We start from the raw sequence: 22,899 nt of genomic DNA on the forward strand, positions 1-22,899 counted from the left end.
CTGGCGTGGGGGCGCGACGTCGGCACTCCACGGGCTGAACCATCAGAAAGGCCGCCCCGCGCTAATCCATTCCGTTACCTGCCTCCTAGGAGACAGACAGCAAGCCTGGTTCGGCTACTTTGCTCCAACAACACATTCAAGTGATGCTTGACTGTGGGCCAGCTCGCATTGAGGGGCTCGGCGATGTCGCGCGATCCGAGACTCTGGTTGTCCTGCAGTGCTTTCAGAATTCTGTTTGGCAATGCCATGGCGTCTCCGGATATAGCTCAATGCGCCTCAATGCAGCTCAATGCAGCTCAATGCAGCTCAATGCAGCTCAATGCAGCTCAATGCAGCTCAATGAGCCGAACCTAGGCGCCCCATCACTGCAAACACTTTATAACCCGCCAATTTGACGCCAGCCCAACGACCACGGGCGCTCCAGCCATGCCTGGAATCTATTGGCCATCATCTGGCCCCCTACCTAAGATGTCATTCATCAGATATATGCAGAAAGTATTGCCAGCGTGATGGCTCTTAGCCATATTTGCGCTCCCATTTTTTAACCCATGTGCAAATCATGAAGACAACTGTGCCCTGTCTGGCGGCAATGATGCTGCTGAGTGGGTGCAATGGAATGCCAACGTCGTACGTTTCAAACCCCGTCTACGATCAAGCGTTCGTAGTCACCTCGGGCGCACCGCTGCCCATGCTGCTGATGGCTACCGCCATTCAGTGGAACGAAGACTACGCCGTGACCGCCAAACACACCCCCTTCCTGCGCAACGTGGTCCACGAGGGCCTTGGTGACGTGGTGTTCTTCAAGCACAAGGCCACCCAGGTGCCGCTCTGGCGCCAGTACGTGCCTGGCGAGTCGGTGACGGCGGTCGGGTTCAACAGCCTGATGATGCCGGTGCAGGGCAAGGGCCACACACTGCAGTCGCTGGTGCGGTTGGAAGGCACGCCGGGCAGCGTGTTCTATTCGGTGCACGATGGCCCTATGGTCAAGGGCATGTCGGGTGGCCCGGTGTTTGCCGACGACGGCAGGGTGGTCGGGATCAACGTCGCGTTTATCGCCAAGGAAGGGATCGATGCGCGCAATCGGCCGGACCTGGCGGACAAGGCGCGGGTCAGCGTGTTCATGTCGTTCAGTGAAATCGACAAGGAATGGCGCCGGTTCCAGTACCTGGCTCACAAAACCAAGCCCAATGCCGTGCCTGCTGCGGTGAAGGGCTATGTGGCGGTGGTTGCCAAGCCTTGAATCCGGGTGGGTCAGGGGGTGCAATGCCGCTGCTGGCATGTGATGTTGCCCTAGGGCTCTTCGCGGTAACGCCCGCGAAGAGCCGCGTGCCATTGAGCTAATCACACACTTCCAGTTACACCCTACGACGAACAGCACAGAACCTTGCCAGCCCCTCAGCGTCCGATCCTTCATGCCCACCCTTTCGAGGTACCCCCGCGTGAAAGAGATCATCGCCCGCAAGTACCGCCTGGTGGTGAAAACCTTCGGCTACATCGGCTGGTCGCTGTTCTGGCTGCTGATCTGGGATGTACTGGTCACCATCGATTTCATGCTGTTCTTCAACAGCAAATTCACCCTGCCCCTCATGCCACTGACATTGCTGGGTTCGGCATTGGTGGTGCTGGTGAGCTTTCGCAACAGCAGCGCCTACAACCGTTGGTGGGAGGCTCGCACGTTATGGGGCGCGCTGGTGAACAGTTCGCGCAGCTTTGCCCGGCAGACGCTGACACTGATCGACGACCCGGCTGACGGGCTGAACCCGACCAAAGCCACCTTGCTGCGCCGCCATATTGCTTACGTGAACTGCCTGGCAGCGCACCTGAAGGGCGAAAAATGCCCGGATGAACTCATGGCATTCATCCCGCCGGGGGAGTTCGAGCGGCGCAACCGGTCCAACAACTTCGCCAACGATATCCTCAGCGGCTCCGCGGCCCTGCTGGCGCGAGAATACAAGGCCGGCCGGCTCGACAGCATTCGCCTGGCGCGGCTGGAGTCGACGCTGGTGGACCTGTCCAATGCCCAGGGCGGCATGGAGCGTATCGCCAACACGCCACTGCCCTACCCTTACGTGTATTTTCCGCGGCTGTTCATCTCGTTGTTCTGCCTGATCGTACCGATCGGCCTGGTGGAGTCGCTGGGTTGGTTCACCCCGCTGGCGTCGACCGTGGTGGGGTTCATGCTGCTGGCCATCGAGCGCATCGGCACCGACCTGCAGAGCCCGTTCCGCTTCAGTGAGCACCAGATCCAGATGGACACGATTTGCGAGACCATCGAGCGCAACCTGGAGTCGATGCAGCGCGAAGCGCAATGTGGGGAGTTGATGGCAGACGCTGTCATGCCCGCACATAGCGCTGGCGCATCAGGTCACTGAACCCATCCACCAGCAGTACCAGCACCAGCATCGCAATGATCACGGTGCTGGCCTGCGCCTCCTGGAACAGGCTCAGCGTGGTGTAGAGCATCTGCCCCAGGCCACCAGCCCCCACAAAGCCAAGCACACTGGCCATGCGGATGTTGTTTTCCCAACGGTACAGGCTGTAGGCCAACAACTGCGGCCACAGGTTGGGCAAGGTGCCGAAACAGAACGCAGCGACCTGCCCGCCGCCCTGCAGGCGGATAGCGGCAGCCGGCTCTGCCGGTGCGTTCTCCAACGCTTCGGCGAACAACCGCCCCAACACCCCAGACGTGTGCAATGCCAGCGCAAGCGTCCCGGCATTCGGCCCTAGCCCCGCCGCCAGCACCGTCAGGGCAGCCCAGACCAACTCCGGGATGGCGCGCAAGGCATTGAGCAGCAGGCGCGCTGCTGACTGCAGCGGCCAGCCGAATCGCCCCGCTGCAGGCAATGCCAGGAGCAGGCCCAGGGCCATGGCCAGCAACGTGCCCAAGCCCGACATTGCCAGGGTCTCCAGGGCACCGTGCGCCACTGCCTGCAAGTGCTCGGCAGACAAGTCAGGGTGCAAAAAACGCCCTGCATACGCCCCCATCTGCCCCAGCCCGCCATTACCTGTCAGCGCCTTCAGGTCCAGTTCCAGATAGCTGAACGCGGCGAACACCGCTGCGACAATCGCGCCAACTACGAGAAAGTTGAGCACTCGGTTCATGCCAGCCTCCCCCGCAGAAAGCGGCTGAGCAGGTCAGCCAACAGCACCAGGCCGAAGAAGGCCAGCAGGATACTCGCCACCTCGCCTCCCGCGAACATGCGCATGGACAAGTCGATCTGCTGCCCGAGGCCGCCGGCCCCGACGAACCCCATCACCACTGAAGCGCGGATCGCGCACTCCCACCGGTACACGGTGTACGACACCACCTCCGCCAATGCGCTTGGCAGGATGCCGTAAAAAAATGCCGTCAGCCGGCCGCTGCCCGCTTGCAGCAAGGCATGCGCCGGGCGTTGGTCGACCGATTCGAAGATTTCCGCATAGACCTTGCCGAGCATGCCGCTGTAGGTAATGGCAATGGCCAGCACCCCAGCGGTCGGCCCCAGGCCCACGGCCCTTACGAACAGCAATGCCCAGACGATTTCCGGCACGCTGCGCAGGAAGATCAGCAAGCCGCGAACCGGCATACGCAGCAGCCGCGACATCACACCGGCACGGCCACAGCGCGAGGCGGCTCGCAACGACAAAGCGCGGCTGGCCAACAAGCTTGTAGGAATGGCCAACAGCAACGCAAAGGCCATGCCGGCAGTGGCCACGGCCAAGGTCTGCAGCGTGGCCTCGTAGAGCAGCTTGAGGAATTCGGCATCATGCGCCGGTGGCCAGAAGGCGCTGGTGAAAGCGGCAATCTGTTGGCGGTTTTCCGCCTGCAGCATTACGCCGGGGTTCAGCTCGCTCAACCGTACCCCAGGCCATAGCACGGCCAGGGCAAGCAGGGTTAGCATCAGCCGCGTGAATGCGGCCGGGTCGCGGGTGTGCGCTTTCAACATCTGGGGATCTGCACGGCCAGGGTCGGCCCTTGCGCCGGTTGCGAAGCAAACTGCTCGTTGGCGTACAAAGCGTCCAGCATCGGGTCTGTCACAGCGTCGGCCGGGCAGTCGAACACCACCTGCCCCTCACGAATACCAATTACCCGCGGGAACCCCCAACGAATGGCTTGACCTCGATTCCACCGAAGCCCCTACCAGATCTTGCAGGTGCCAAGCCTGTGCAAGTCCTCTATAAAACTGCACTCCATCCCTAAGGAACCCCAGCAATGCACATGGAAGAGCACACACTGAGCGAAATGGACGATGAGCTGAAACTCATGCTCGGCCGCTTTCGGCACGAACAATTCGTCGAGAAACTCGGATGGCGGCTGCCCGCCCATCCGAGCCAGGCAGGTTGTGAATGGGATCAATACGACACCGAACACGCCCGCTACCTCCTGGCGTTCAATGCAGACCGCGCCATCGTTGGCTGCGCCCGGCTGATTCCCACCACGCTCCCCAACCTGCTTGAAGGGGTGTTCAGCCATGCCTGCGCCGGGGCGCCGCCCAAGCATCCAGCCGTCTGGGAAATGACTCGCTTCACCACCTGCGAACCGCAATTGGCGATGCCGTTGTTCTGGAGAAGCCTCAAGACGGCCGCCCTGGCGGGCGCAGAGGCCATCGTCGGGATCGTCAACAGCACCATGGAGCGCTATTACAAAATCAACGGAGTCCACTACGAACGGCTGGGCCCGGTCACGGTGCACCAGAATGAGAAAATCCTCGCCATCAAACTCTCGGCCCACCGCGAGCACCATCGCAGCGCGGTCGCACCGTCAGCCTTCATGTCCGGCACATTATTGAAAGAGACAGCTTGATACGGGCCGAGTCGTCCTTTTTGAATGCCCCTCAGATATAGCCCATCGCGACTGCGTAAGACACTGCCTGCACGCGGTTACTGGCGCCGATTTTGCGCTGGATGTTGCGGTGATGGTAATTCACGGTATCGGTGCACACCCCCATGATCACGCCGATTTCCTCCGAGGTCTTGCCGTCGGCCGTCCAGCGCAGCACATCACATTCCCTCCCACTGAACGCCACGCCCGTATTGAAGACACGCACGTCGCTCTCCAGCTCGGAAATTTTCTCGTGGGCCGCGGCGGCAAAGGCTCTGGTCACCGGCTTCAAGGCTTCAAATTCCTGAAGGCTGATGGGGTTGTTCTTGCGCGCCAGGCTTAACACCCCGACCCTCCCCTGGGCGTTGAACGAGGGTTGTGCCAGGCCGTGGCATAAATGTGAATCCTTGGCTTCAGACCACAGGTCCGCGCATCCCCGGAACAACTCATTGCTCCATAGAATGGGGGCCGACGAGACTTTGCTGTGCTTCACCGTGGGATCGATCACCGCGTAGTTAGCCGCCTGATATCGCTGCACCCAGTCCTCGGGGTAATTGCCGTACATATAAGTCCTGGGCCGCATGAACGGGGTCACGCTGCACATGCCGTAGGCAAAAAAATCAAACCGTAGTTCGCGCAAGGCCCTCAACGCGACAGCCGTAAACTCCTGCATATCCATGGTTCGCGCAAAGATACTATAAAAGTACGCATCCCATCCCAACTGCTGCCCTAATTCCATTTTGAGCACCACTAAAGTTGAAAACAGGCCGTTAGACTAGACCAACCTGAATCTCTGTCAACAAGCAAAATCACATCGTCATAGAAGGCTTTGCGCTAGCACTAGATTCATTGCGCCTAATCCAACCAACTACTTAGAACATTGCATCCCGGCGATGTTAGTAAGCCATTACCGCCTCTCAGCCGACGAATGAACCTGCCTCTTCACAATAATGCAACAGTTCATTCGGTGGGCTGCAGCCAACCCGTTCATACGCTAATCACTACAAGATCTGGTAGTCCACCCCCAAGAAACGCAGGTGTATAAACAACACCCGCTCAGCACCGCCAATGCGCCAAGGCCAGCTCAACCGCATGCAGGCTGGCCACCAGGGTGACGCCATTGGCTTGGGCATGGCGGTTTAGCAAAGCCAGGCTGTGGTCAGCCAGCACCGGGTCCATGGCCGACACCGGCTCGTCAGCCAGCAGTAACTCGGGGCGCTGGTATAACACTCGGGCGATACCGACCCGCTGCAACTGGCCGCCGGACAGTTGCCCGCACTGCACGAACAGCTTTTCCGCCAGCCCCAGCTCGGCCAACACCTGCCGTGCGCCTGGCACATCGGTGGGATACACCAGGTTGAACAACCCCTGCAACGTGCCCCACTGCCCCAGGCGGCCCGCCAGCACCGCTGTCACCACCCGCTGGCGAGGCGGCAAGGGCGGCGCCTGATGAACCAGCCCGATCCGCGCGCGCAAGCGCTGGCGTGCCCTGGCAGACAGCGCCCAGGGCTGCTCGCCGAACAGCACCAGGCGCCCGGCGCTGGGCTGCACGGCCGTGGCCATCAGGTGCAACAGGCTGGATTTGCCGGCCCCGGAAGGGCCGATGATCGCCACCCGCTCACCCTTGGTTATACGCAAGGATACGGACTCCAGCGCGCGCACCTGGCCATGGCGCAGGCCGGCGTTGTGCAGGTCGATAGTCACTTGAGCAGGCCGGCCTCACGTGCCGCCTGCTCGGTGCCCTGGTAATTCTCAGGCTTGGTCTCGATGAAGCGGCTGGCGGCCTGCAGGTCGAGAATCGCTTTATGGTCGGGCTTGGCGGGGTCCAGATCGAGGAAGGCTTGCTTGATCTTCTCCTTCAGGGCCGGCTCCATGTTGCCGCGCACGGTCCAGTTGTAGTCGTAATATTCCGGCGTGGTGGCAAACACCTTGACCTTGCCGGTATCGACCTTGCCGGCATCGACCAGCTTCTGCCACACGCTGGCGTTGAGCACGCCACCGTCGACCTTGCCAGCCTGCACCCAGGCCACAGTGGCGTCGTGGGCACCGGAATAGGCCACGCGGCTGAAATAGCTCTCAGGCTTGATGTTGTCTTCCTTGAGCATGAAATAGCGCGGCATCAGGCTGCCCGAGGTAGACGAGATGGAGCCGAAGGCAAACGATTTGCCCTTGAGGTCGGCCAGGCTCTTCACATCGGGGTTGGCGGTGATGAACTTGGAGGTGAACTTGGCATCCTGTTCACGCTGCACCAGAGGCGTGGCTTTCGGGTCTTTCAAATGCACCTGGACGAAGGTGAACCCGCCCAGCCAGGCCATGTCCAGGCGGTCACTGGCCAAGGACTCGACCACCGCCGGGTAATCGGCAACCGGCACGAACTTAACCTCCATACCCAGCTGCTGCGACAGGTACTTGCCCAGCGGCTCGAACTTGCGCAGCAACTCGGTCGGCGCTTCGTCGGGGATGGCACTGACCCGCAGGGTTTCAGCGGCCTGGGCGACAACGGCACAGCAGGACAGGACCAGGCCGGCGGCGAGCGCCATTGGGCGTTTGAGCATGGGAAGACTCCGGTTCAATAGCGGGGGGAATGGGCGACGATCCGCGCCGCGCGTGGAAAGTATAAGGGCGCATGGCACAAAGGCCAGCTTTGCTACAATCGCGCAACAATTTGATTCCCTGAGGTGCGTATGAGCGAGCCGATTCGCCTGACCCAGTACAGCCACGGTGCTGGCTGTGGCTGCAAGATCTCCCCCAAGGTACTGGATGTGATCCTGGCCGAAAGCGGCGCGCAAGCCCTGGACCCCAAGCTGTGGGTCGGCAACGCATCGCGCGACGACGCTGCCGTCTACGCCCTGGACGATGAGCGCGGCGTGGTCTCCACCACCGACTTTTTCATGCCGATCGTCGATGACCCCTACGATTTCGGCCGCATCGCCGCCACCAACGCCATCAGCGACATCTATGCCATGGGCGGGGACCCGCTGATGGCCATCGCCATCCTCGGATGGCCGGTCAACGTGCTGCCACCGGAGGTCGCCCGCGAAGTGATCCGCGGTGGGCGCGCCGTGTGCGCCGAAGCCGGCATCCCGCTGGCGGGTGGTCACTCCATCGACGCCCCAGAGCCGATCTTCGGCCTGGCCGTCACCGGCATGGTCAGCAAACGCCATCTCAAGCGCAATGACACCGCCACCGCAGGCTGCCGCCTGTACCTGACCAAACCCTTGGGTATCGGCATTCTTACCACCGCCGAGAAAAAGGCCAAACTGCGCGAGCAGGACCAAGGCCTGGCACGTGACTGGATGTGCACTCTCAACACCCCCGGCAGCCGGTTCGGCAAGCTCGATGGGGTCAAGGCCATGACCGACGTGACCGGCTTCGGCCTGCTTGGCCACCTGGTCGAACTGGCCGAAGGCAGCGGCCTGACCGCACACCTGGACTATGCCGCCGTGCCTCGCCTGGCCAGCGTCGAGCACTACTTGGCGCAGGGTTGCATCCCCGGTGGCACCCTGCGCAACTTCGAAAGCTACGGGCACAAGATCGGCCCGCTCAGCGATGATCAGAAGCACCTGCTGTGCGATCCGCAGACCAGCGGCGGCTTGCTGGTGGCCGTCAGCGCCGAAGGCGAGGAGGAATTCCTCGCCGTGGCTGCCGAGCTGGGCCTCACGCTCTCGCCGATCGGCATATTGGCCGAGCGACAGCGCCACGCAGTCGAGGTGAGCTGATGCGCCCCGATTGCACCGATTTCCGCCAGCTGTTCCTCGACGACGCGCCCATGATGGACATGCGCGCGCCCATCGAATTTGCCAAGGGCGCCTTCCCCGGCGTGGTCAATCTGCCGTTGATGACTGACCAGGAGCGGCAGAAAGTAGGCACCTGCTACAAGCAACTAGGCCAGGCCGCAGCCATCACCCTCGGCCACCAACTGGTCAGCGGTACCACCAAGCGTGAGCGCCTGCACGCCTGGGCCAGCTTCGCCCGGGCCAACCCAAACGGCTACCTCTACTGCTTTCGCGGTGGCTTGCGTTCACTGATCGTCCAGCAGTGGCTGCGCGATGAGGCCGGTATCGATTACCCGCGAATCAGCGGCGGTTACAAGGCGCTGCGCACCTTCCTGCTGGAAACCACCGAACAGGCTGTCGAACAGTGCGACTTCGTCCTGCTGGGCGGCCTGACCGGCACGGGCAAGACCGATGTGCTGCACCAGCTGAACAACGTGCTCGACCTTGAAGGCCAAGCCAACCACCGCGGCTCCAGTTTCGGCAAGCGCGCCACCGCGCAGCCGGCGCAGATCGACTTCGAGAACAAGCTGGCCATCGATGTACTGAAGAAACGTGCCCGTGGCATCGAGCAGTTCGTGCTGGAAGATGAAGGCCGCATCGTTGGCAGCTGCACGGTGCCATTGGCGTTGTACCAAGGCATGCAGCAGTACCCGATGGTATGGCTGGAGGACAGCTTCGAGAACCGTGTGGAACGCATCCTGCGCGACTACGTAATCAACCTGTGCGCCGAGTTCGTCACGCTGCACGGTGAGCAGCTCGGCCATCGGCTATTCGCCGAGCGCATGCTGCAGAGCATGGCCAATATTCAGAAGCGCCTGGGTGGCGAGCGGTTCCAGCGCCTGTCCCAGATTCTGCGCCAGGCACTGGACGAGCAGCAGCGGTGCGGTGCAATAGACCTGCACCGCGGGTGGATCGAGGGTTTGTTGCAGGAATATTACGACCCGATGTATGCCTACCAGCGTGACGCCAAGGCTGACCGGATCGAGTTTGCCGGGGATGCGCTGGAGGTGCGCGAGTACCTCAAGGCCCGGGCGCTGCGCGGTGCTCACATGAATAAATAGGGCCGCTTCGCGCCCCATCGCCTACAGGTACTGCGCCAGCCGTCATAGGAGCGGGTTACCCGCGAAAAGGCCCGCCCAGGCAATATCACTGCCCTGGGCTGAGCACCCGCTCCAGCTCCGCCGCCCGCTCACGGGTCATGTCCATCATGCACATGGCACCTTCAAGCTGGGCCATCGTCCCGCCACTCGCCTGCACGTGGAATTTGCAGTTGCCATCGCGGTAGGCGATCCACTGCCGCTGTACGTCGCGCAGGCTTTTCTGCGGCGCTGCTTCGAGCTTGGCCAGCAGTTGCTTGTAGACCCTGTTCAATTGCGCATCCTGCAGCTGGGTCTCGGCCTGAATGCAGCCGCTCATCGCAACCGTGCTGGATGCGTTGTCCATGCACTGGGTATAGGTGGGCGAGTTATCCCCAGCCATCGCCATCGGCGTACCCAACGCCAGGGCCAGGCCCATCAGGTACTGCTTGTTCATCGCAACCCTCCTGGTGAACTTCAAAACGCTTGCGGCTGCTCTGGCGGCATCAGCACCTTGCCCGGCTCGAAACGCAGCGACGGCATTTGTGTGGCGGCATACACAGCCAGCGCAAGGGCTGCTATCAGCGCCACGTCGAGCCAACGCCAAGCTGGCATGTCCTGGGCGTTGCGCGCCTTGCAAACATGCCACGCCTGCCCCGCACAAAACACCACAATAGACGCAAACCACAGATAGAAACCGGCACCAAAGCCTGTGCGATCCTGGAAGTCGTAGCTGATGTTGTCCGGCAGACGTTCAATGCCGAAGCTGCTGGCCGCCAGGTACAGCGCACCCAAGCCAGCCACCAGCGCCAAGCGCCGGAAGCGCCGATGGGCCAGGATCGCCACCGCCAGCAACGGGTTGGCAAACCACTGAAACAAGCCGAATGGAATGCCCCAGGGCCCGTATAGCAGCATCTGCAGAGCCGGCATGTGCCTGCCGGCGGTCATCAACGCGCCATCGAAACATAAGCCGAGCAGATACAGGGCGAGGCTGAAGGTGAGGTAGAAAGCCGTCATGCAACCGGTGGCTCGAGCAGCAACCCGTATATACCAGAATCGGACAGCTCACCCGCCACGCACCAGCGCGCCCGCAGCGTGCCTTCAAGCACAAAGCCTTGGCGTTCAAGGGTACGCGCCGAACCTTGGTTGCGTGGGTCGATTTCACCTTCCAGGCGGCGCATGTGCAGGGTGTGGGCGAGGTAGTCGATGAAGCATGTCAGCGCCTCGTCCATGTAACCCCTGCCCTGCACGGCACTGGCCAGGCAGTAGCCGATTTCGCCCCTGCGGGACACATCGTCGATGTTGAACAGCTGGACCATGCCGATCAGGTCGCCGTTGTCACGACGGTACATGCCCAGCTTGAGCTGATCACCATTGGCATAGGCTTCGCGGTCAGCGGCCAGGGCGCTTTCGGCCTCGGCCAGGTCTTGCCAAGGGGCGTGGTGCCAGTAACGCATGACCTCGGGGTCGGCCATGATCGTCAGCCATTGTTCGGCATCGGCATGGCGCATCGGCCGCAGCTGCAGGCGCGGGCTGTCGAGGCAGAGGTCGCTGGGGAAACTGCGGGGTGGGGTCACGCCGGATCTCCTGTCCATTGCTGGGGAGGTGACAGTGTAACGTTATGTAGGTCGCCGGGGCATGTCTTGAGTTATAGGGTGTATTTGAGATCGAGCGCCGCCCGCGCGGCGCATCGCGAAGCGCTTGCCTTGGGATCTTCAGCGCCCTTTAGATCGAGCGCCGCCCGCGCGGCGCATCGCGGGGCAAGCCCGCTCCCACATTCGTTGCAACGCGCCGTTCCAGCCAGGCCATGGTTGTTCGCCTTGGTGCATGGCTGAAGACAGGTGGGGCGCCGGCAGCACCAACGGAAAAATCGCATCGTGCTAACAAGGCTGACAACTATGGCCTCACAGGCCATGGCACGTTGCAACAAATGTGGGAGCGGGCTTGCCCCGCGATGCGCCGCGCGGGCGGCGCTCGATCTCAAGAGCGCTGCAACGCTCGCGACGAACACCCTTCAGGCCCCTTGGGCTTCGGTGTTCAGGTAGAGCTGGAGGTGCCTGAGAGGGGCTGCCTGAACTGGCGATAGGGCAAGCGCAGGCACCGCAAAAGCCATCAGGCCACCTCAGCCCCATCATCCGGCCAATGCGGCTCATTGGCCCCCGGCGGGGTCAGCGGTGGCAGGCCATAGGCCGCGCGGGCATCGTCGCAGCTGGGGTTGTGCACACCCCCCTCCCACGACGCTTCGAACTCGCGGCAGGGGCTTGAGCGGTTGGCGTAGATGGTGCACGCCACCTCGGTGCCGATCTCGCCCTTGAGGCTGACACAGCGGCAGGGCTTGGCATCGGTGCCGATCATGGCTACCCGAGTGGGGTTGATCTGCACCACCAGGTCGTCAGGCACAACGCCCCCGGCAGACTGGCATTCGCCCCAGAAGAAGGACACACGGAAATACCCGCAGCAGGCGCCGCAGTCAAGGCAAGGGTTATATTCGGACATGATGGCACGGAGGGAAGGTTATTGTTATCGGGGCAGGCCCGCGGCGCCATTTGTAATCGAAGCGAGGTCGGCTGAGAAGAGGGGCAGCGAAAAATAGTTCGCCGTCGATCCGGCAAGCAACAGGGGCCGTGTGACGGCCCCTGGTTCAGCGCTATTTGCGGCTCAGGCCATCGGCCCGGAACATCTGCCGGATGCCGCGGATTGCCTGTCGAATCCGATCCTGGTTTTCGATCAGGGCAAAGCGCACATGGTCGTCGCCGTAATCACCGAAACCGACCCCAGGCGAAACACAGACCTTGGCTTCGGCCAGCAGCTTCTTGGCGAACTCCAACGACCCCAGGTGGGCGTACTGCTCAGGGATCTTCGCCCACACGTACATCGACGCCTTGGGGTTCTCGACCATCCAGCCCAGTTCGTGCAGCCCTTTCACCAGCAGGTTGCGGCGCTGGCGATACTGCTCGGCAATGTCCCGTACGCACTGCTGGTCGCCTTCCAGCGCGGCAATGGCCGCCACTTGTAGCGGTGTGAAGGTGCCGTAGTCGTGGTAGCTCTTGATCCGCGCCAGGGCGCTGACCAGCTCGGGGTTACCGACCATGAAGCCGATCCGCCAGCCCGCCATGTTGTAGCTCTTGGACAGGGTGAAGAACTCCACCGCAATGTCCTTGGCCCCTGGTACCTGCATGATCGACGGGGCTTTCCAGCCGTCATAGACGATGTCGGCGTAGGCCAGGTCATGCACCACCAGCACGTCGTACTGCTTGGCCAAGGCCACCACACGCTCGAAGAAGTCCAGTTCCACGCATTGCGCGGTCGGGTTGGACGGGAAGCCAAGGATCATCATCTTCGGCTTGGGGATCGACTCGCGAATGGCCCGCTCGAGTTCGTTGAAGAAGTCGACACCCGGCACCAGTGGCACCGAGCGCACCTGGGCACCGGCGATGACCGCGCCATAGATGTGGATCGGGTAGCTCGGGTTGGGCACCAGCACCGTGTCGCCCTGATCGAGCGTGGCCAGCATCAGGTGAGCCAGGCCCTCCTTGGAGCCGATGGTGACGATGGCTTCGCTTTCCGGGTCGATGTCGACCTCGTAGCGTTCCTTGTACCAATTCGAAATGGCGCGGCGCAGGCGCGGGATGCCGCGGGACGTGGAGTAGCCATGGGTGTCTTCACGCTGAGCGACCTGCACCAGCTTTTCGACGATGTGCGGCGGCGTGGCACCGTCTGGGTTGCCCATGCTCAGGTCGATGATGTCCTCGCCACGGCGGCGGGCGGCCATCTTGAGCTCGGCGGTGATGTTGAAGACGTACGGGGGAAGACGATCGATGCGCGCAAAGCGGCGCGGCGAACCTGGGTTGGCCATGGTTTCCTCGGCAAGACGTAAGCGCCCGGAACCGTCCGAGCGACGCTGGCCGCTGCGGCGGCCGAGTCAGACAATAATGCCGCGCAAGATATCTTGTAAAGGAAAATATCCCGTTTTATTTCATGTTTTCAGGGCCTTATTTCGAATCCTTTCAGTTAACAGGACTGACAGTAATTAAAGCCCATAAAAAAACCCCGGCACAAAGGCCGGGGTTTTTCTGTAACAGGCAGCTGTATCAGCGCGCGTAGGTCATCAGCACGTCCGCGGCAGTCTGGCTATCCACCGACATCATCACGCTCAGGGCAGTAACGGTGAGGATGGAGAAGCCGAATACCTTGCGGGCCCACTTGCTGTCGTCCTCGGCCTTGTAGCCACCCCACGCCATGTACAGCCAGTACAGGCCCATGGCAGCTGCCACAGCCAGGTAGCCGAGGCCGGCGTAACCGCCGAGGGTAAGCATCAGGGTCGCGAGCACGAAGGCCAGCACGTACAGCACGATCTGCTTCTTCGCCGCGAGGATGCCGCGTGCCACCGGCAGGACCGGGATGTTGGCAGCGCTGTAATCCTTGAAGCGGAAGATGGCGATCGCAAAGCTGTGCGGCATCTGCCACAGGCTGAACATCACCAGCAGAGTCACTGCAGCCAGGTCGAAGCTGTTGCTCACGGCGCAGTAGCCGATCACCGGAGGCATGGCACCGGACAGGCTGCCAACCAAGGTGCCGTGCACCGATTTGCGCTTCAGCCAGAGGCTGTAGAAACCGACGTAGACGACGAACCCGATGAGCGCGCAGAACGCCGACAGCGGGTTGGCCTGGACATACAGCAGGCTGAAGCCGGCCACCCCGAGGAGGGTGGCGTAGATCAGCGCGAGGGGCAGCGACATGCCGCCCTGGACCATGACGCGGTTCTTGGTACGTTCCATCTTGATGTCGATGTCACGGTCGATGCAGTTGTTGAACACGCAACCAGACGCGACTACCAGGGAAGTACCGATCACCACCGCCAGGAACAGGGCGAAGTCTACATGGCCCTTCGAGGCAAGGAAGAAACCGCCTGCCACGGAAAGCACGTTACCGAAAATGATCCCCGGTTTGGTGATTTGGATAAAGTGCTTAACGGACATGCAGTCTTACCTCACTTGGCCATCATTTCGAAGTGGATGCTGAACATGATCCACAGCGACAGGCCGACCAGCAGTGCAATCACCATGGCGGTGAACAGGAACGTCGACACGTTGGAACGCTGCTCTTTCGAGCGGTCCATGTGCAGGAAGTACACGAGGTGCACTACCACCTGGATGACGGCCATGGCCACCACGACCAGGACGGTCAGGTTCTTCGGCAGGCTTGGGAACATCACCAGGCCGAACGGGATCGCGGTCAGGATGATCGACAGGATAAAGCCGACCATGTAGGACTTGACGCTACCGTGGTTACCTTCGTGATGAGTGTCGTGTGCGTTAGCCATTACAGAACCCCCAGCAGGTAAACGACGGTGAATACGCAGATCCAGACCACGTCCAGGAAGTGCCAGAACAGGCTCAGGCAGCTCATGCGGGTCTTGGCGGTCGGCGTGATGCCGTGCTTGCTGATCTGGTACATCATGATTGCCATCCAGATCAGGCCGGCGGTCACGTGCAGGCCGTGGGTACCTACCAGGGCGAAGAAGCCCGACAGGAAGCCACTGCGCTGCGGGCCGAAGCCCTCAGCGATCAGGTGATGGAATTCGTAGATTTCCATCGCGATGAAGCCAGCACCGAACAGGAAGGTCACTGCCAACCAGCCCAGCACGCCTGCCTTGTTGCCGGCGAACATCTTCAGCATGGCGAAGCCGAAGGTGATCGAGGACAGCAGGAGGAACGCGGTTTCAACCAGCACGAAGTCGAGCTGGAAGATGTCGTGACCCGACGGGCCGCCGGCAAAACTGCCGGACAGCACCGCGTAGGTGGCGAAGAGCGACGCAAACAGGATGCAGTCGGTCATCAGGTACAGCCAGAAACCCAGTACGGTCATCTGGCCCGAGTCGTGGTGGTGGTCGTCATGCCCATGGTCGTGTCCATGAGCACCGCCGTGTATTACTTGACTGGACATTGATTACACCCGCTCAAACGATTCGACACGTGCGCCGGCAGGCAGAGCACCTGCTTTGGCCAGCGCTTGCATGCGCTCGCCTTCGATGCGCGCCACTTCTTCGGCCGGAACCATGTAGCCCTGGTCGTCACGTGCGGCGTGGCGAACGAAGACAGCGATGGTTGCAACCAGGCTTGCGCCAACCAGCCACCAGATGTGCCAGATGAAGGCAAAGCCGAAGACGGTCAGGAACAGACCCATGAACAAACCGGTAGCGGTGTTGCTCGGCATGTGGATGGCGTCGAACTTGGTTGCCGGCTTGTAAGCAGCACCGGTTTCCTTGGTTTCATGCCATGCATCCAGACCAACCTGCTCAGGCATGTGGGCGAAGTTGTAGAACGGAGGTGGCGACGAAGTCGACCATTCCAGAGTACGACCGCCCCATGGGTCGCCGGTCACGTCCAGGTTCTGGTTGCGGTCGCGGACCGAAACGAAGATCTGGATCAGCTGGCAAGCGATACCGAACAGGATCAGCACGGCGCCGACGACGGCTACGTACAGGTAGGGTTCCCACAGTGGGTTGTCGGAGTGGTTCAGACGACGGGTCATGCCCATGAAGCCCAGGGCGTACAGCGGCATGAACGCAACGTAGAAGCCCGAGATCCAGAACCAGAAGGCAGCTTTGCCCCACTTCTCGTTCAGGGTGAAACCGAAGGCTTTCGGGAACCAGTAGGCGAAGCCGGCGATGTAGCCGAATACCGCACCACCGATGATCACGTTGTGGAAGTGAGCAATTACGAACAGGCTGTTGTGCAGGACGAAGTCAGCACCTGGTACAGCCAGCAGAACGCCGGTCATGCCACCGATCGAGAAGGTGATCATGAAGCCCAGGGTCCACAGCATCGGTGCGGTGAAACGCACACGGCCCTGGTACATGGTGAACAGCCAGTTGAACAGCTTCACACCCGTCGGGATGGAGATCAGCATCGTCGCCAGGCCGAAGAAGGTGTTGACGCTGGCGCCGGCACCCATGGTGAAGAAGTGGTGCAGCCATACCGCGAAGCCCAGGATGGCGATTGCGCCCGATGCGTAGATCATCGAGTGGTGGCCAAACAGACGCTTGCCGGAGAAGGTCGAAGTCACTTCCGAGAACACGCCGAAGGCCGGCAGGATCAGGATGTAAACCTCAGGGTGACCCCACGCCCAGAACAGGTTGACGTACATCATCGGGTTCCCACCAAGCTCGTTGGTGAAAATGTGGAAGTCCAGATAACGGTCAACAGTCAGCAGAGCGAGTGCAGCGGTCAGGATCGGGAAGGAAGCAACGATCAGTACGTTGGCCCAGGTGCAGGTCCAGGTGAAGATCGGCATGTCCATCAGTTTCATGCCAGGTGCGCGCATCTTCATCACGGTGACGAGGAAGTTCACACCGGTAAGCGTCGTACCCAAGCCGGATAGCTGTAGCGCCCAGATGTAGTAGTCGACACCCACCCCAGGGCTGTACTGAATACCCGCGAGCGGCGGATAGGCAACCCAACCGGTCTTGGCGAATTCGCCGACGCCCAGGGAGATGTTGACCAGCAGCACGCCTGCCAGCAGCAGGTAGAAGCTCAGGGAGTTCAGGAACGGGAAGGCAACGTCACGCGCACCGATCTGCAGAGGAACCGCAAGGTTCATCAGGCCGGTGAAGAACGGCATCGCCATGAAGATGATCATGATCACACCGTGAGCGGTGAAGATCTGGTCATAGTGTTCAGGCGGCAGATAGCCTTCGGAGCCGCCGGTAGCAGCAGCCAGCTGTGTACGCATCATGATGGCGTCGGCAAAGCCGCGCAGCAGCATGATCATCGCGACGATGATGTACATCACCCCGATTTTCTTGTGGTCGACAGTCGTCAGCCACTCGGTCCACAAGTAGGTCCACTTGCGGAAATAGGTGATAAGGCCGACGACAGCGATACCGCCGAGCGCGATCATGGCAAGCGTCACCATGACTATCGGCTCGTGATAGGGTATCGCCTCCAGGCTTAATTTACCGAACATCTCTTACTCCTCTGCACCGGCAGCTGGTTGCGTACTCGATTCCACACCCGTGGTGGTGGCCAGATCTTTGCTGCCTGCTTCTTCGTGGACCGGCTTGCCGCGGTTCATGCCTTCGTACTTGTCGACGATGGTCTGGAACAGCTCCGCTGGCGCCTCGCTGTACAGCGCGACTGGGTTGTATTCGCTAGGCTTGGCCAGTGCTTCGTACTCGGCCTTGCCCAGTTTCAGAGGCGACTGCTTCACTTCGGCGACCCACTTGTCGAAGTCTTCCTGAGAGGTTGCAGTAGCCTTGAATTTCATGCCGGTGAAGCCAGCGCCGCTGTAGTTGGCGCTGATACCGTCGAACTCGCCGTTTTCGTTGGCGATCAGGTGCAGCTTGGTGGTCATGCCGGCCATGGCGTAGATCTGGCCGCCCAGGCCCGGGATGAAGAACGAGTTCATCACGGCGTCGGAGGTGACGCGGAAGTTGACCGGGGTGTTAGCCGGGAAGTTGATCTTGTTGACCGTCGCGATGCCCTGCTCCGGGTAGATGAACAGCCACTTCCAGTCCAGTGCGACCACGTCGATCTGGATCGGCTTGACGTCGGAGTCCAGCGGACGGTACGGGTCCAGCTTGTGGGTGGACTTGTAGGTGACATAACCCAGGGCAATGATGATCAGGATCGGGATGATCCACACCGCAGCCTCGATCTTGGTCGAGTGCGACCAGTCAGGCGTGTAGGTGGCCGCCTTGTTGGAAGCACGGTACTTCCAGGCGAACGCCACGGTCATGATGATGACCGGGATCACCACCAGCAGCATCAGGCCGGTAGCGATGAGGATGAGGTTCTTTTGCTCAATGCCGACCTGACCCTTCGGGTCGAGCAGGGTCCAGTTGCACCCACTGAGTAAAAGCATGCCTAAAAAGGGCAATATGCCAAACAGTCTGGGGTAACGCTTTTTACTCATCTCACGACCTCTAGATCAGCTTGCTTCAATGCAATTTGTGTTTTGGTAGCCAGCACTTCGTCCTGCCAAGTGAGGCATTTCGCGCCCGTACTCGCTCCTGCCTGGGGTCCGACTGCAGGACCTTGGCTCAAGCGTGTTAGCGGTGCTTATGGTTTCGTAGGCAACAGGCCTGTACTTCAGACCAAGTCCATTTGGTGCGGGAAAACGCGGAGGGGTATCCGCCCGGTATCGCCGCTGGGCGAAACTTGACGAAGTCAGCAAAAGAAAGCGCTGGGGCTTCCTTCAATCCTGCGACTCGCAAGCAGTGCCGAACGGAAATTGGGGGCGATTGTAGTGAGGTCGCCAACCCTTGACTATGACTTATTGAGCAACAGTCTTTTACAGAATGCGTAACAATAGGGGGCAATTATTCAACTTCGCGACAGTTTGTCGCACCCCGCTTGATAGCCCTCAAACCCGCATCCTGCAAGGCTTTGTGGTTGATCTGAAGCAAGCGGGAGGCAACTTTTCCCTTCTGTCTGTGGGTGCAAAAGACCACAGCGAAATCGGGACTTATGTCTAAGGCCGGCGCCGGTTGCGGTAGATACCCAGCGGAACCAGAATGGCGGTCAGCACAAACGCTACCAGTGCCCACTGCGCCAGCGACAAGCCGAGGATCGGCGGGTATGGCGTGCTGCAGAAGCCGTCGACCTGGAATGCCAGCGGCCAGAGCTTGGCCAGCGGCAGGTCGTCGACGATCGGCTGCAGGGTGTCGATACCGCAGCTGACCATGGGGTTGGCGAGTATATACACATGGTTGCCAGCCGCAACGATTCCGCCAATTGCACTCAGCACCACCAGCCCCTCGAACACGGTCAGGCTGCGCCGCCCGGGCATCGCCGCGGCAATGAAGGCGAAGATGGCAATAAAGAGCAGCGCATAGCGCTGCAGGATGCACAACGGGCACGGTGCCTCGCCTAACACTACCTGCATGTATAGCGCACCGCCGATCAGGGCAAGGCAGATCACCCCCAGCAGCACCAGAAAGCGCCGTTCCCGATTCAGGCGCGATAGTTGTTCGTTCATTGCCGATTCCTTCGATGGATAGGTGGCAGCGTGATCCGCCTGCCTGGGCGCAAGTCTACACGCAGGTTTGGCCGTTAGCGTGTCGAGGAAGCGGCGAGACAGCGCAGCGCAGGGCTATCCGGTGATGGCTTCAGACCGGCTGCGGGGACGTCGGTTCAACGCCGGCCGGCAAAAAAGCGGCTGCCCAGGTGCCGCGCAGGGGCAAGCCCCTCGACACCCGGGAGTGAAGGATACAGTGATTAAAGGAGGATTAAAGATGAACGATGGCTGGAGAAGGTTTCATTTTTCCTTATATAAAGGTTGCTTGCTCCGGCCCCATCGCCGGCAAGCCGGCGATGGGGCAGTGCAGTCAGCCCATCATTCCAAAGCCGCCGCCGGCCCGAAGAACTCATAGCGGCTCTGCTGCTCCGGCACACCCAGGCCTTTCAAGTGGCGCTTGATAACCGCCATGAAACCCTTGGGCCCAAGGAAGTACGCATCCACATCACGCTCGCCTGGCATCCACTCACCCAGCAGGTCCTGGCTCAACAGCCCAACCGCATGGGCGCCACGCGAACCGTCATCTTCGGCATAGCAATAGAAGCGCTTGAGCTGGGGGTGACGCTCGGCCAGCCCGTCGACCCAGTCACGGAATGCATGCACCTGGGCGTTACGTGCACAGTGAATGAAGTGCACCGGGCGCCGGGTCTCGAGGGCAGCCTCGAGCATGGCCAGGGTTGGGGTGATGCCGACGCCGCCGCTGATCAGCACCAGCGGCTTGTCACTGGCGGCCAGGGTGAAGTCGCCGGAAGGCGGGAACAGCTGCAGTGTTTCACCGACGACAAATTCGTCATGCAGGTAGCTGGAGACTTTGCCGCCTTCTTCACGTTTGACGCTGATGCGGTATTGCGTGCCATCGCACAGGGACGACAGCGAATAGTTGCGGCGCTGTTCGGCACCGTCGATGAACAGCTGCAAACCAATGTACTGGCCGGGTTCGGCCTTGAGCACCGGCTTGCCATCAACAGGCGCGAAGTAGAAGGAAACGATCTCGCTGCTTTCGCGCTCGCGGCGTACCAGGCGGAATTCGCGGGTACCGCGCCAGCCGCCAGTGGCCTGCTCTTTCTGCTTATAAAGGCCTTCCTCGGCGCCGATGAGGATATCGGCCAGTTGCCCGTAGGCCGCGCCCCAGGCCGCGATCACTTCAGGGGTAGCGATTTCCTTGCCAAGCACCTCTTCGATAGCCCGCAGCAGGCAGCTGCCGACAATCGGGTAATGCTCCGGCAGAATCTGCAAGGCAACATGCTTGTTGATGATCTGCCCGACCAGACCGCCAAGTTGCTCCAACTGGTCGATGTGGCGCGCGTACATCAGCACGCCGTTGGCCAGTGCACGCGGTTGGTCGCCGCTGGCCTGGTGGGCCTGGTTGAACAGTGGGCGCACTTCGGGATACTCGTTGAGCATCATCTTGTAGAAGTGGGTGGTCAGCGCTTCGCCGCCGGTTTCAAGCAGGGGGACAGTGGCTTTGATGATTGCACGTTGTTCGGAACTGAGCATTTGCAACGACTCCTGAGCCTGGGCTTCAAATGGTTAACCCAGTCATTTCATCAATCGTGCCAACTCTTGAGGCCAGTGAAATCAGGGCATTGACTAAGGTCATGTCAAAAAGACCCACCCCGGCGTATAGTCATAATGACCAACAGGAGTCTTTATGACCGCAAAACCGCTGCTTACCGCACTGCTCCCCCTGGTCAGCGACCTGTCACGCGACCTGCCTGACCAGGAGCGCTATCGCCGCTTGCTGCAGGCCATGCGTAGCTTGCTGCCTTGCGACGCGGCAGCGTTGCTGCGCCTGGATGGCGAATGGCTGGTACCGCTGGCCGTGGATGGGCTTTCTGCTGATACCTTGGGCCGGCGCTTCAAGGTCAGCGAGCACCCGCGCTTCCAGATCCTGCTCGGCCGCGCCGAGCCCACACGCTTTGCCAGTGACTCCGAGCTGCCCGACCCTTATGACGGCCTGGTCAACGTGCCTGACGCCGACCTGGAGGTGCACGACTGCATGGGCTGCCCGCTGATGGTCGACGAGCGCCCGTGGGGCCTGGTGACGCTGGACGCCCTCACCCCCGGCCAGTTTCAAAGCCTGGAGCTGGATGCCTTGCAGGCCTTCGCCAGCCTGGCCGCCGCCACCGTTACCGTGGCTGAACGCATCGAACACCTGGCCTTGCGCGCCGAGGACGAACACCACCGCGCCGAAATCTATCGCCAGGCCAGCGGCCAAGGCAAAGAGCTGATCGGCCAAAGCCCGGCTCACAAGCGCTTGCTGGAAGAAATCCGCCTCGTCGGCGGCAGTGACCTGACCGTACTGATCACTGGCGAAACGGGCGTAGGCAAGGAGCTGGTGGCCCAGGCCCTGCACCAGGCCAGCAACCGTGCCGACAAACCCTTGATCAGCCTGAACTGCGCCGCGCTACCCGACACGCTGGTGGAAAGCGAACTGTTCGGCCACGTGCGCGGGGCCTTTACCGGCGCCCACGGCGAGCGCCGCGGCAAATTCGAGCTGGCCAACGGGGGCACGCTGTTTCTCGATGAGGTGGGCGAGCTGCCACTGACCGTGCAGGCCAAGTTGCTGCGGGTACTGCAGAGCGGGCAACTGCAGCGCCTGGGCTCAGACCGCGAGCACCAGGTCGACGTACGCCTGATTGCGGCAACCAACCGCGACCTGGCCGCCGAGGTGCGCAACGGCAACTACCGCGCCGACTTCTACCACCGCCTCAGCGTCTACCCGTTGCAGGTGCCGCCATTGCGCGAACGTGGGCGTGATGTGCTGTTATTGGCAGGTTATTTCCTCGAACAGAATCGATCACGCTTGGGCCTGAACAGCCTGCGCTTGAGCAGCGAAGCCCAGGCAGCCCTGCTGGCCTACGACTGGCCGGGCAACGTGCGGGAGCTGGAGCACCTGATCGGCCGCTCCGCCCTCAAGGCCATGGGCCAGCACCGAGATCGGCCGCGCATCCTCACCCTGGAGGCTGATGATATGGACCTTCGCCCCGTGGCAGCCGTGCCCCAATCCCCCTCCCCTGCACCGCTACCCGCCCCGTCTTTGCCCGAAGGTGGCTTGCGCGAAGCGACCGACCGCTACCAGCGCCAGGTGATCGAAGCCTGCCTGCAACGCCACCAGGACAACTGGGCCGCGGCCGCACGCGAACTGGGCCTGGACCGCGCCAACCTTAGCCGCCTGGCTCGTCGCTTAGGCCTGCGCTAGACCCGTCCCTACCAAAGGATTAAC

Annotated in this window: 23 protein-coding genes and 2 pseudogenes; 6 read left to right on the plus strand and 19 right to left on the minus strand. The window is 61.3% G+C overall.

Annotation, left to right across the window (positions count from 1 at the left end):
• Positions 1-74 precede the first annotated feature (74 nt).
• Positions 75-248 carry an ArsR family transcriptional regulator gene (locus ACNQPL_RS03035; RefSeq protein WP_416465830.1) on the minus strand — a complete coding sequence of 58 codons (174 nt, stop codon included), beginning with the start codon at positions 246-248 and terminating at the stop codon, positions 75-77.
• A 344-nt stretch (positions 249-592) separates the two neighbouring features.
• Between ACNQPL_RS03035 and ACNQPL_RS03040 the strand changes: the two genes are divergently transcribed.
• Positions 593-1,240, plus strand: coding sequence for a trypsin-like peptidase domain-containing protein (locus ACNQPL_RS03040; RefSeq protein ID WP_346612072.1), 648 nt, complete (start codon positions 593-595; stop codon positions 1,238-1,240).
• 199 nt (positions 1,241-1,439) lie between these two features.
• The gene (locus ACNQPL_RS03045; RefSeq protein ID WP_346612036.1) at positions 1,440-2,372 is read left to right on the plus strand and encodes a bestrophin family protein; all 933 of its coding nucleotides are present in this window, start codon (positions 1,440-1,442) and stop codon (positions 2,370-2,372) included.
• On the opposite strand, the gene phnE is transcribed toward ACNQPL_RS03045, so the two are convergent.
• From phnE to ACNQPL_RS03060, 3 genes and pseudogenes are all read right to left on the minus strand, one after another.
• Complete coding sequence (phnE, locus tag ACNQPL_RS03050) at positions 2,335-3,102, minus strand: phosphonate ABC transporter, permease protein PhnE (protein WP_346612037.1); 768 nt, start codon at positions 3,100-3,102, stop codon at positions 2,335-2,337. The two genes, ACNQPL_RS03045 and phnE, sit on opposite strands and share 38 nt — an antisense overlap.
• Positions 3,099-3,926, minus strand: coding sequence for a PhnE/PtxC family ABC transporter permease (locus ACNQPL_RS03055; protein ID WP_416465833.1), 828 nt, complete (start codon positions 3,924-3,926; stop codon positions 3,099-3,101). Before ACNQPL_RS03055 ends, phnE begins: the two co-directional genes overlap by 4 nt.
• Positions 3,920-4,078, minus strand: a pseudogene (locus ACNQPL_RS03060) (phosphonate ABC transporter); the annotation flags it as partial. The pseudogene ACNQPL_RS03060 and the gene ACNQPL_RS03055, both read right to left, overlap by 7 nt.
• Before the next feature lie 114 nt (positions 4,079-4,192).
• Here ACNQPL_RS03060 and ACNQPL_RS03065 point away from each other — a divergent pair.
• Positions 4,193-4,783, plus strand: coding sequence for an acyl-homoserine-lactone synthase (locus ACNQPL_RS03065; RefSeq protein ID WP_038635110.1), 591 nt, complete (start codon positions 4,193-4,195; stop codon positions 4,781-4,783).
• 31 nt (positions 4,784-4,814) lie between these two features.
• On the opposite strand, the gene ACNQPL_RS03070 is transcribed toward ACNQPL_RS03065, so the two are convergent.
• The 3 genes and pseudogenes from ACNQPL_RS03070 to ACNQPL_RS03080 form a co-directional block, all read right to left on the minus strand.
• Complete coding sequence (locus ACNQPL_RS03070; RefSeq protein ID WP_038635113.1) at positions 4,815-5,540, minus strand: autoinducer binding domain-containing protein; 726 nt, start codon at positions 5,538-5,540, stop codon at positions 4,815-4,817.
• A gap of 326 nt (positions 5,541-5,866) precedes the next feature.
• Positions 5,867-6,505 (minus strand): annotated as a pseudogene (locus ACNQPL_RS03075) (phosphonate ABC transporter ATP-binding protein); the annotation flags it as partial.
• A complete protein-coding gene (locus ACNQPL_RS03080; protein WP_346612040.1) occupies positions 6,502-7,356 on the minus strand; it encodes a putative selenate ABC transporter substrate-binding protein in 855 nt (284 codons plus the stop codon). The gene ACNQPL_RS03080 and the pseudogene ACNQPL_RS03075, both read right to left, overlap by 4 nt.
• Positions 7,357-7,485: 129 nt before the next feature.
• Here ACNQPL_RS03080 and selD point away from each other — a divergent pair, with 129 nt between their 5' ends.
• Positions 7,486-8,520 carry a selenide, water dikinase SelD gene (selD, locus tag ACNQPL_RS03085; RefSeq protein ID WP_416465835.1) on the plus strand — a complete coding sequence of 345 codons (1,035 nt, stop codon included), beginning with the start codon at positions 7,486-7,488 and terminating at the stop codon, positions 8,518-8,520.
• Complete coding sequence (gene mnmH, locus ACNQPL_RS03090) at positions 8,520-9,638, plus strand: tRNA 2-selenouridine(34) synthase MnmH (RefSeq protein ID WP_416465837.1); 1,119 nt, start codon at positions 8,520-8,522, stop codon at positions 9,636-9,638. The genes selD and mnmH overlap by 1 nt, the downstream gene beginning before the upstream one ends.
• An 85-nt stretch (positions 9,639-9,723) precedes the next feature.
• On the opposite strand, the gene ACNQPL_RS03095 is transcribed toward mnmH, so the two are convergent.
• The 12 genes from ACNQPL_RS03095 to hmpA all read right to left on the minus strand — a co-directional run bounded on the left by ACNQPL_RS03095 (position 9,724) and on the right by hmpA (position 21,170).
• Positions 9,724-10,110 carry a lysozyme inhibitor LprI family protein gene (locus tag ACNQPL_RS03095; protein WP_416465839.1) on the minus strand — a complete coding sequence of 129 codons (387 nt, stop codon included), beginning with the start codon at positions 10,108-10,110 and terminating at the stop codon, positions 9,724-9,726.
• A gap of 20 nt (positions 10,111-10,130) precedes the next feature.
• Positions 10,131-10,670: a hypothetical protein gene (locus ACNQPL_RS03100; protein ID WP_346612046.1), complete on the minus strand. Its 540-nt coding sequence runs from the start codon at positions 10,668-10,670 to the stop codon at positions 10,131-10,133.
• Positions 10,667-11,230 carry a GNAT family N-acetyltransferase gene (locus ACNQPL_RS03105; protein WP_258655312.1) on the minus strand — a complete coding sequence of 188 codons (564 nt, stop codon included), beginning with the start codon at positions 11,228-11,230 and terminating at the stop codon, positions 10,667-10,669. The genes ACNQPL_RS03100 and ACNQPL_RS03105 overlap by 4 nt, the downstream gene beginning before the upstream one ends.
• A gap of 535 nt (positions 11,231-11,765) precedes the next feature.
• Entirely contained in the window at positions 11,766-12,149 is a 384-nt protein-coding gene (locus ACNQPL_RS03110) for a YkgJ family cysteine cluster protein (RefSeq protein ID WP_012316177.1), read from the minus strand.
• 151 nt (positions 12,150-12,300) lie between these two features.
• Positions 12,301-13,509: an alanine transaminase gene (gene alaC, locus ACNQPL_RS03115; protein WP_346612047.1), complete on the minus strand. Its 1,209-nt coding sequence runs from the start codon at positions 13,507-13,509 to the stop codon at positions 12,301-12,303.
• A 235-nt stretch (positions 13,510-13,744) separates the two neighbouring features.
• Complete coding sequence (cyoE, locus tag ACNQPL_RS03120) at positions 13,745-14,632, minus strand: heme o synthase (protein WP_346612048.1); 888 nt, start codon at positions 14,630-14,632, stop codon at positions 13,745-13,747.
• 11 nt (positions 14,633-14,643) lie between these two features.
• Positions 14,644-14,976 (minus strand): cytochrome o ubiquinol oxidase subunit IV, encoded by a 333-nt coding sequence (cyoD, locus tag ACNQPL_RS03125; RefSeq protein WP_346612049.1) that lies wholly within the window; start codon positions 14,974-14,976, stop codon positions 14,644-14,646.
• Positions 14,976-15,599, minus strand: coding sequence for a cytochrome o ubiquinol oxidase subunit III (gene cyoC, locus ACNQPL_RS03130; RefSeq protein ID WP_346612050.1), 624 nt, complete (start codon positions 15,597-15,599; stop codon positions 14,976-14,978). The genes cyoD and cyoC overlap by 1 nt, the downstream gene beginning before the upstream one ends.
• A 3-nt stretch (positions 15,600-15,602) precedes the next feature.
• Positions 15,603-17,621 (minus strand): cytochrome o ubiquinol oxidase subunit I, encoded by a 2,019-nt coding sequence (gene cyoB / locus ACNQPL_RS03135; RefSeq protein ID WP_387524700.1) that lies wholly within the window; start codon positions 17,619-17,621, stop codon positions 15,603-15,605.
• A gap of 3 nt (positions 17,622-17,624) precedes the next feature.
• Entirely contained in the window at positions 17,625-18,569 is a 945-nt protein-coding gene (gene cyoA / locus ACNQPL_RS03140) for a ubiquinol oxidase subunit II (RefSeq protein ID WP_346612052.1), read from the minus strand.
• A 558-nt stretch (positions 18,570-19,127) separates the two neighbouring features.
• Positions 19,128-19,634: a disulfide bond formation protein B gene (locus tag ACNQPL_RS03145; RefSeq protein ID WP_346612053.1), complete on the minus strand. Its 507-nt coding sequence runs from the start codon at positions 19,632-19,634 to the stop codon at positions 19,128-19,130.
• Positions 19,635-19,991: 357 nt separating this feature from the next.
• Entirely contained in the window at positions 19,992-21,170 is a 1,179-nt protein-coding gene (gene hmpA, locus ACNQPL_RS03150) for an NO-inducible flavohemoprotein (protein WP_416465843.1), read from the minus strand.
• 154 nt (positions 21,171-21,324) lie between these two features.
• Between hmpA and norR the strand changes: the two genes are divergently transcribed.
• Positions 21,325-22,875 carry a nitric oxide reductase transcriptional regulator NorR gene (gene norR / locus ACNQPL_RS03155; RefSeq protein WP_346612055.1) on the plus strand — a complete coding sequence of 517 codons (1,551 nt, stop codon included), beginning with the start codon at positions 21,325-21,327 and terminating at the stop codon, positions 22,873-22,875.
• The last annotated feature ends 24 nt before the right edge of the window (positions 22,876-22,899 follow it).

Source organism: Pseudomonas sp. LFS044 (assembly GCF_047978245.1).
In the GTDB taxonomy this organism is placed as follows: Bacteria; Pseudomonadota; Gammaproteobacteria; order Pseudomonadales; family Pseudomonadaceae; genus Aquipseudomonas.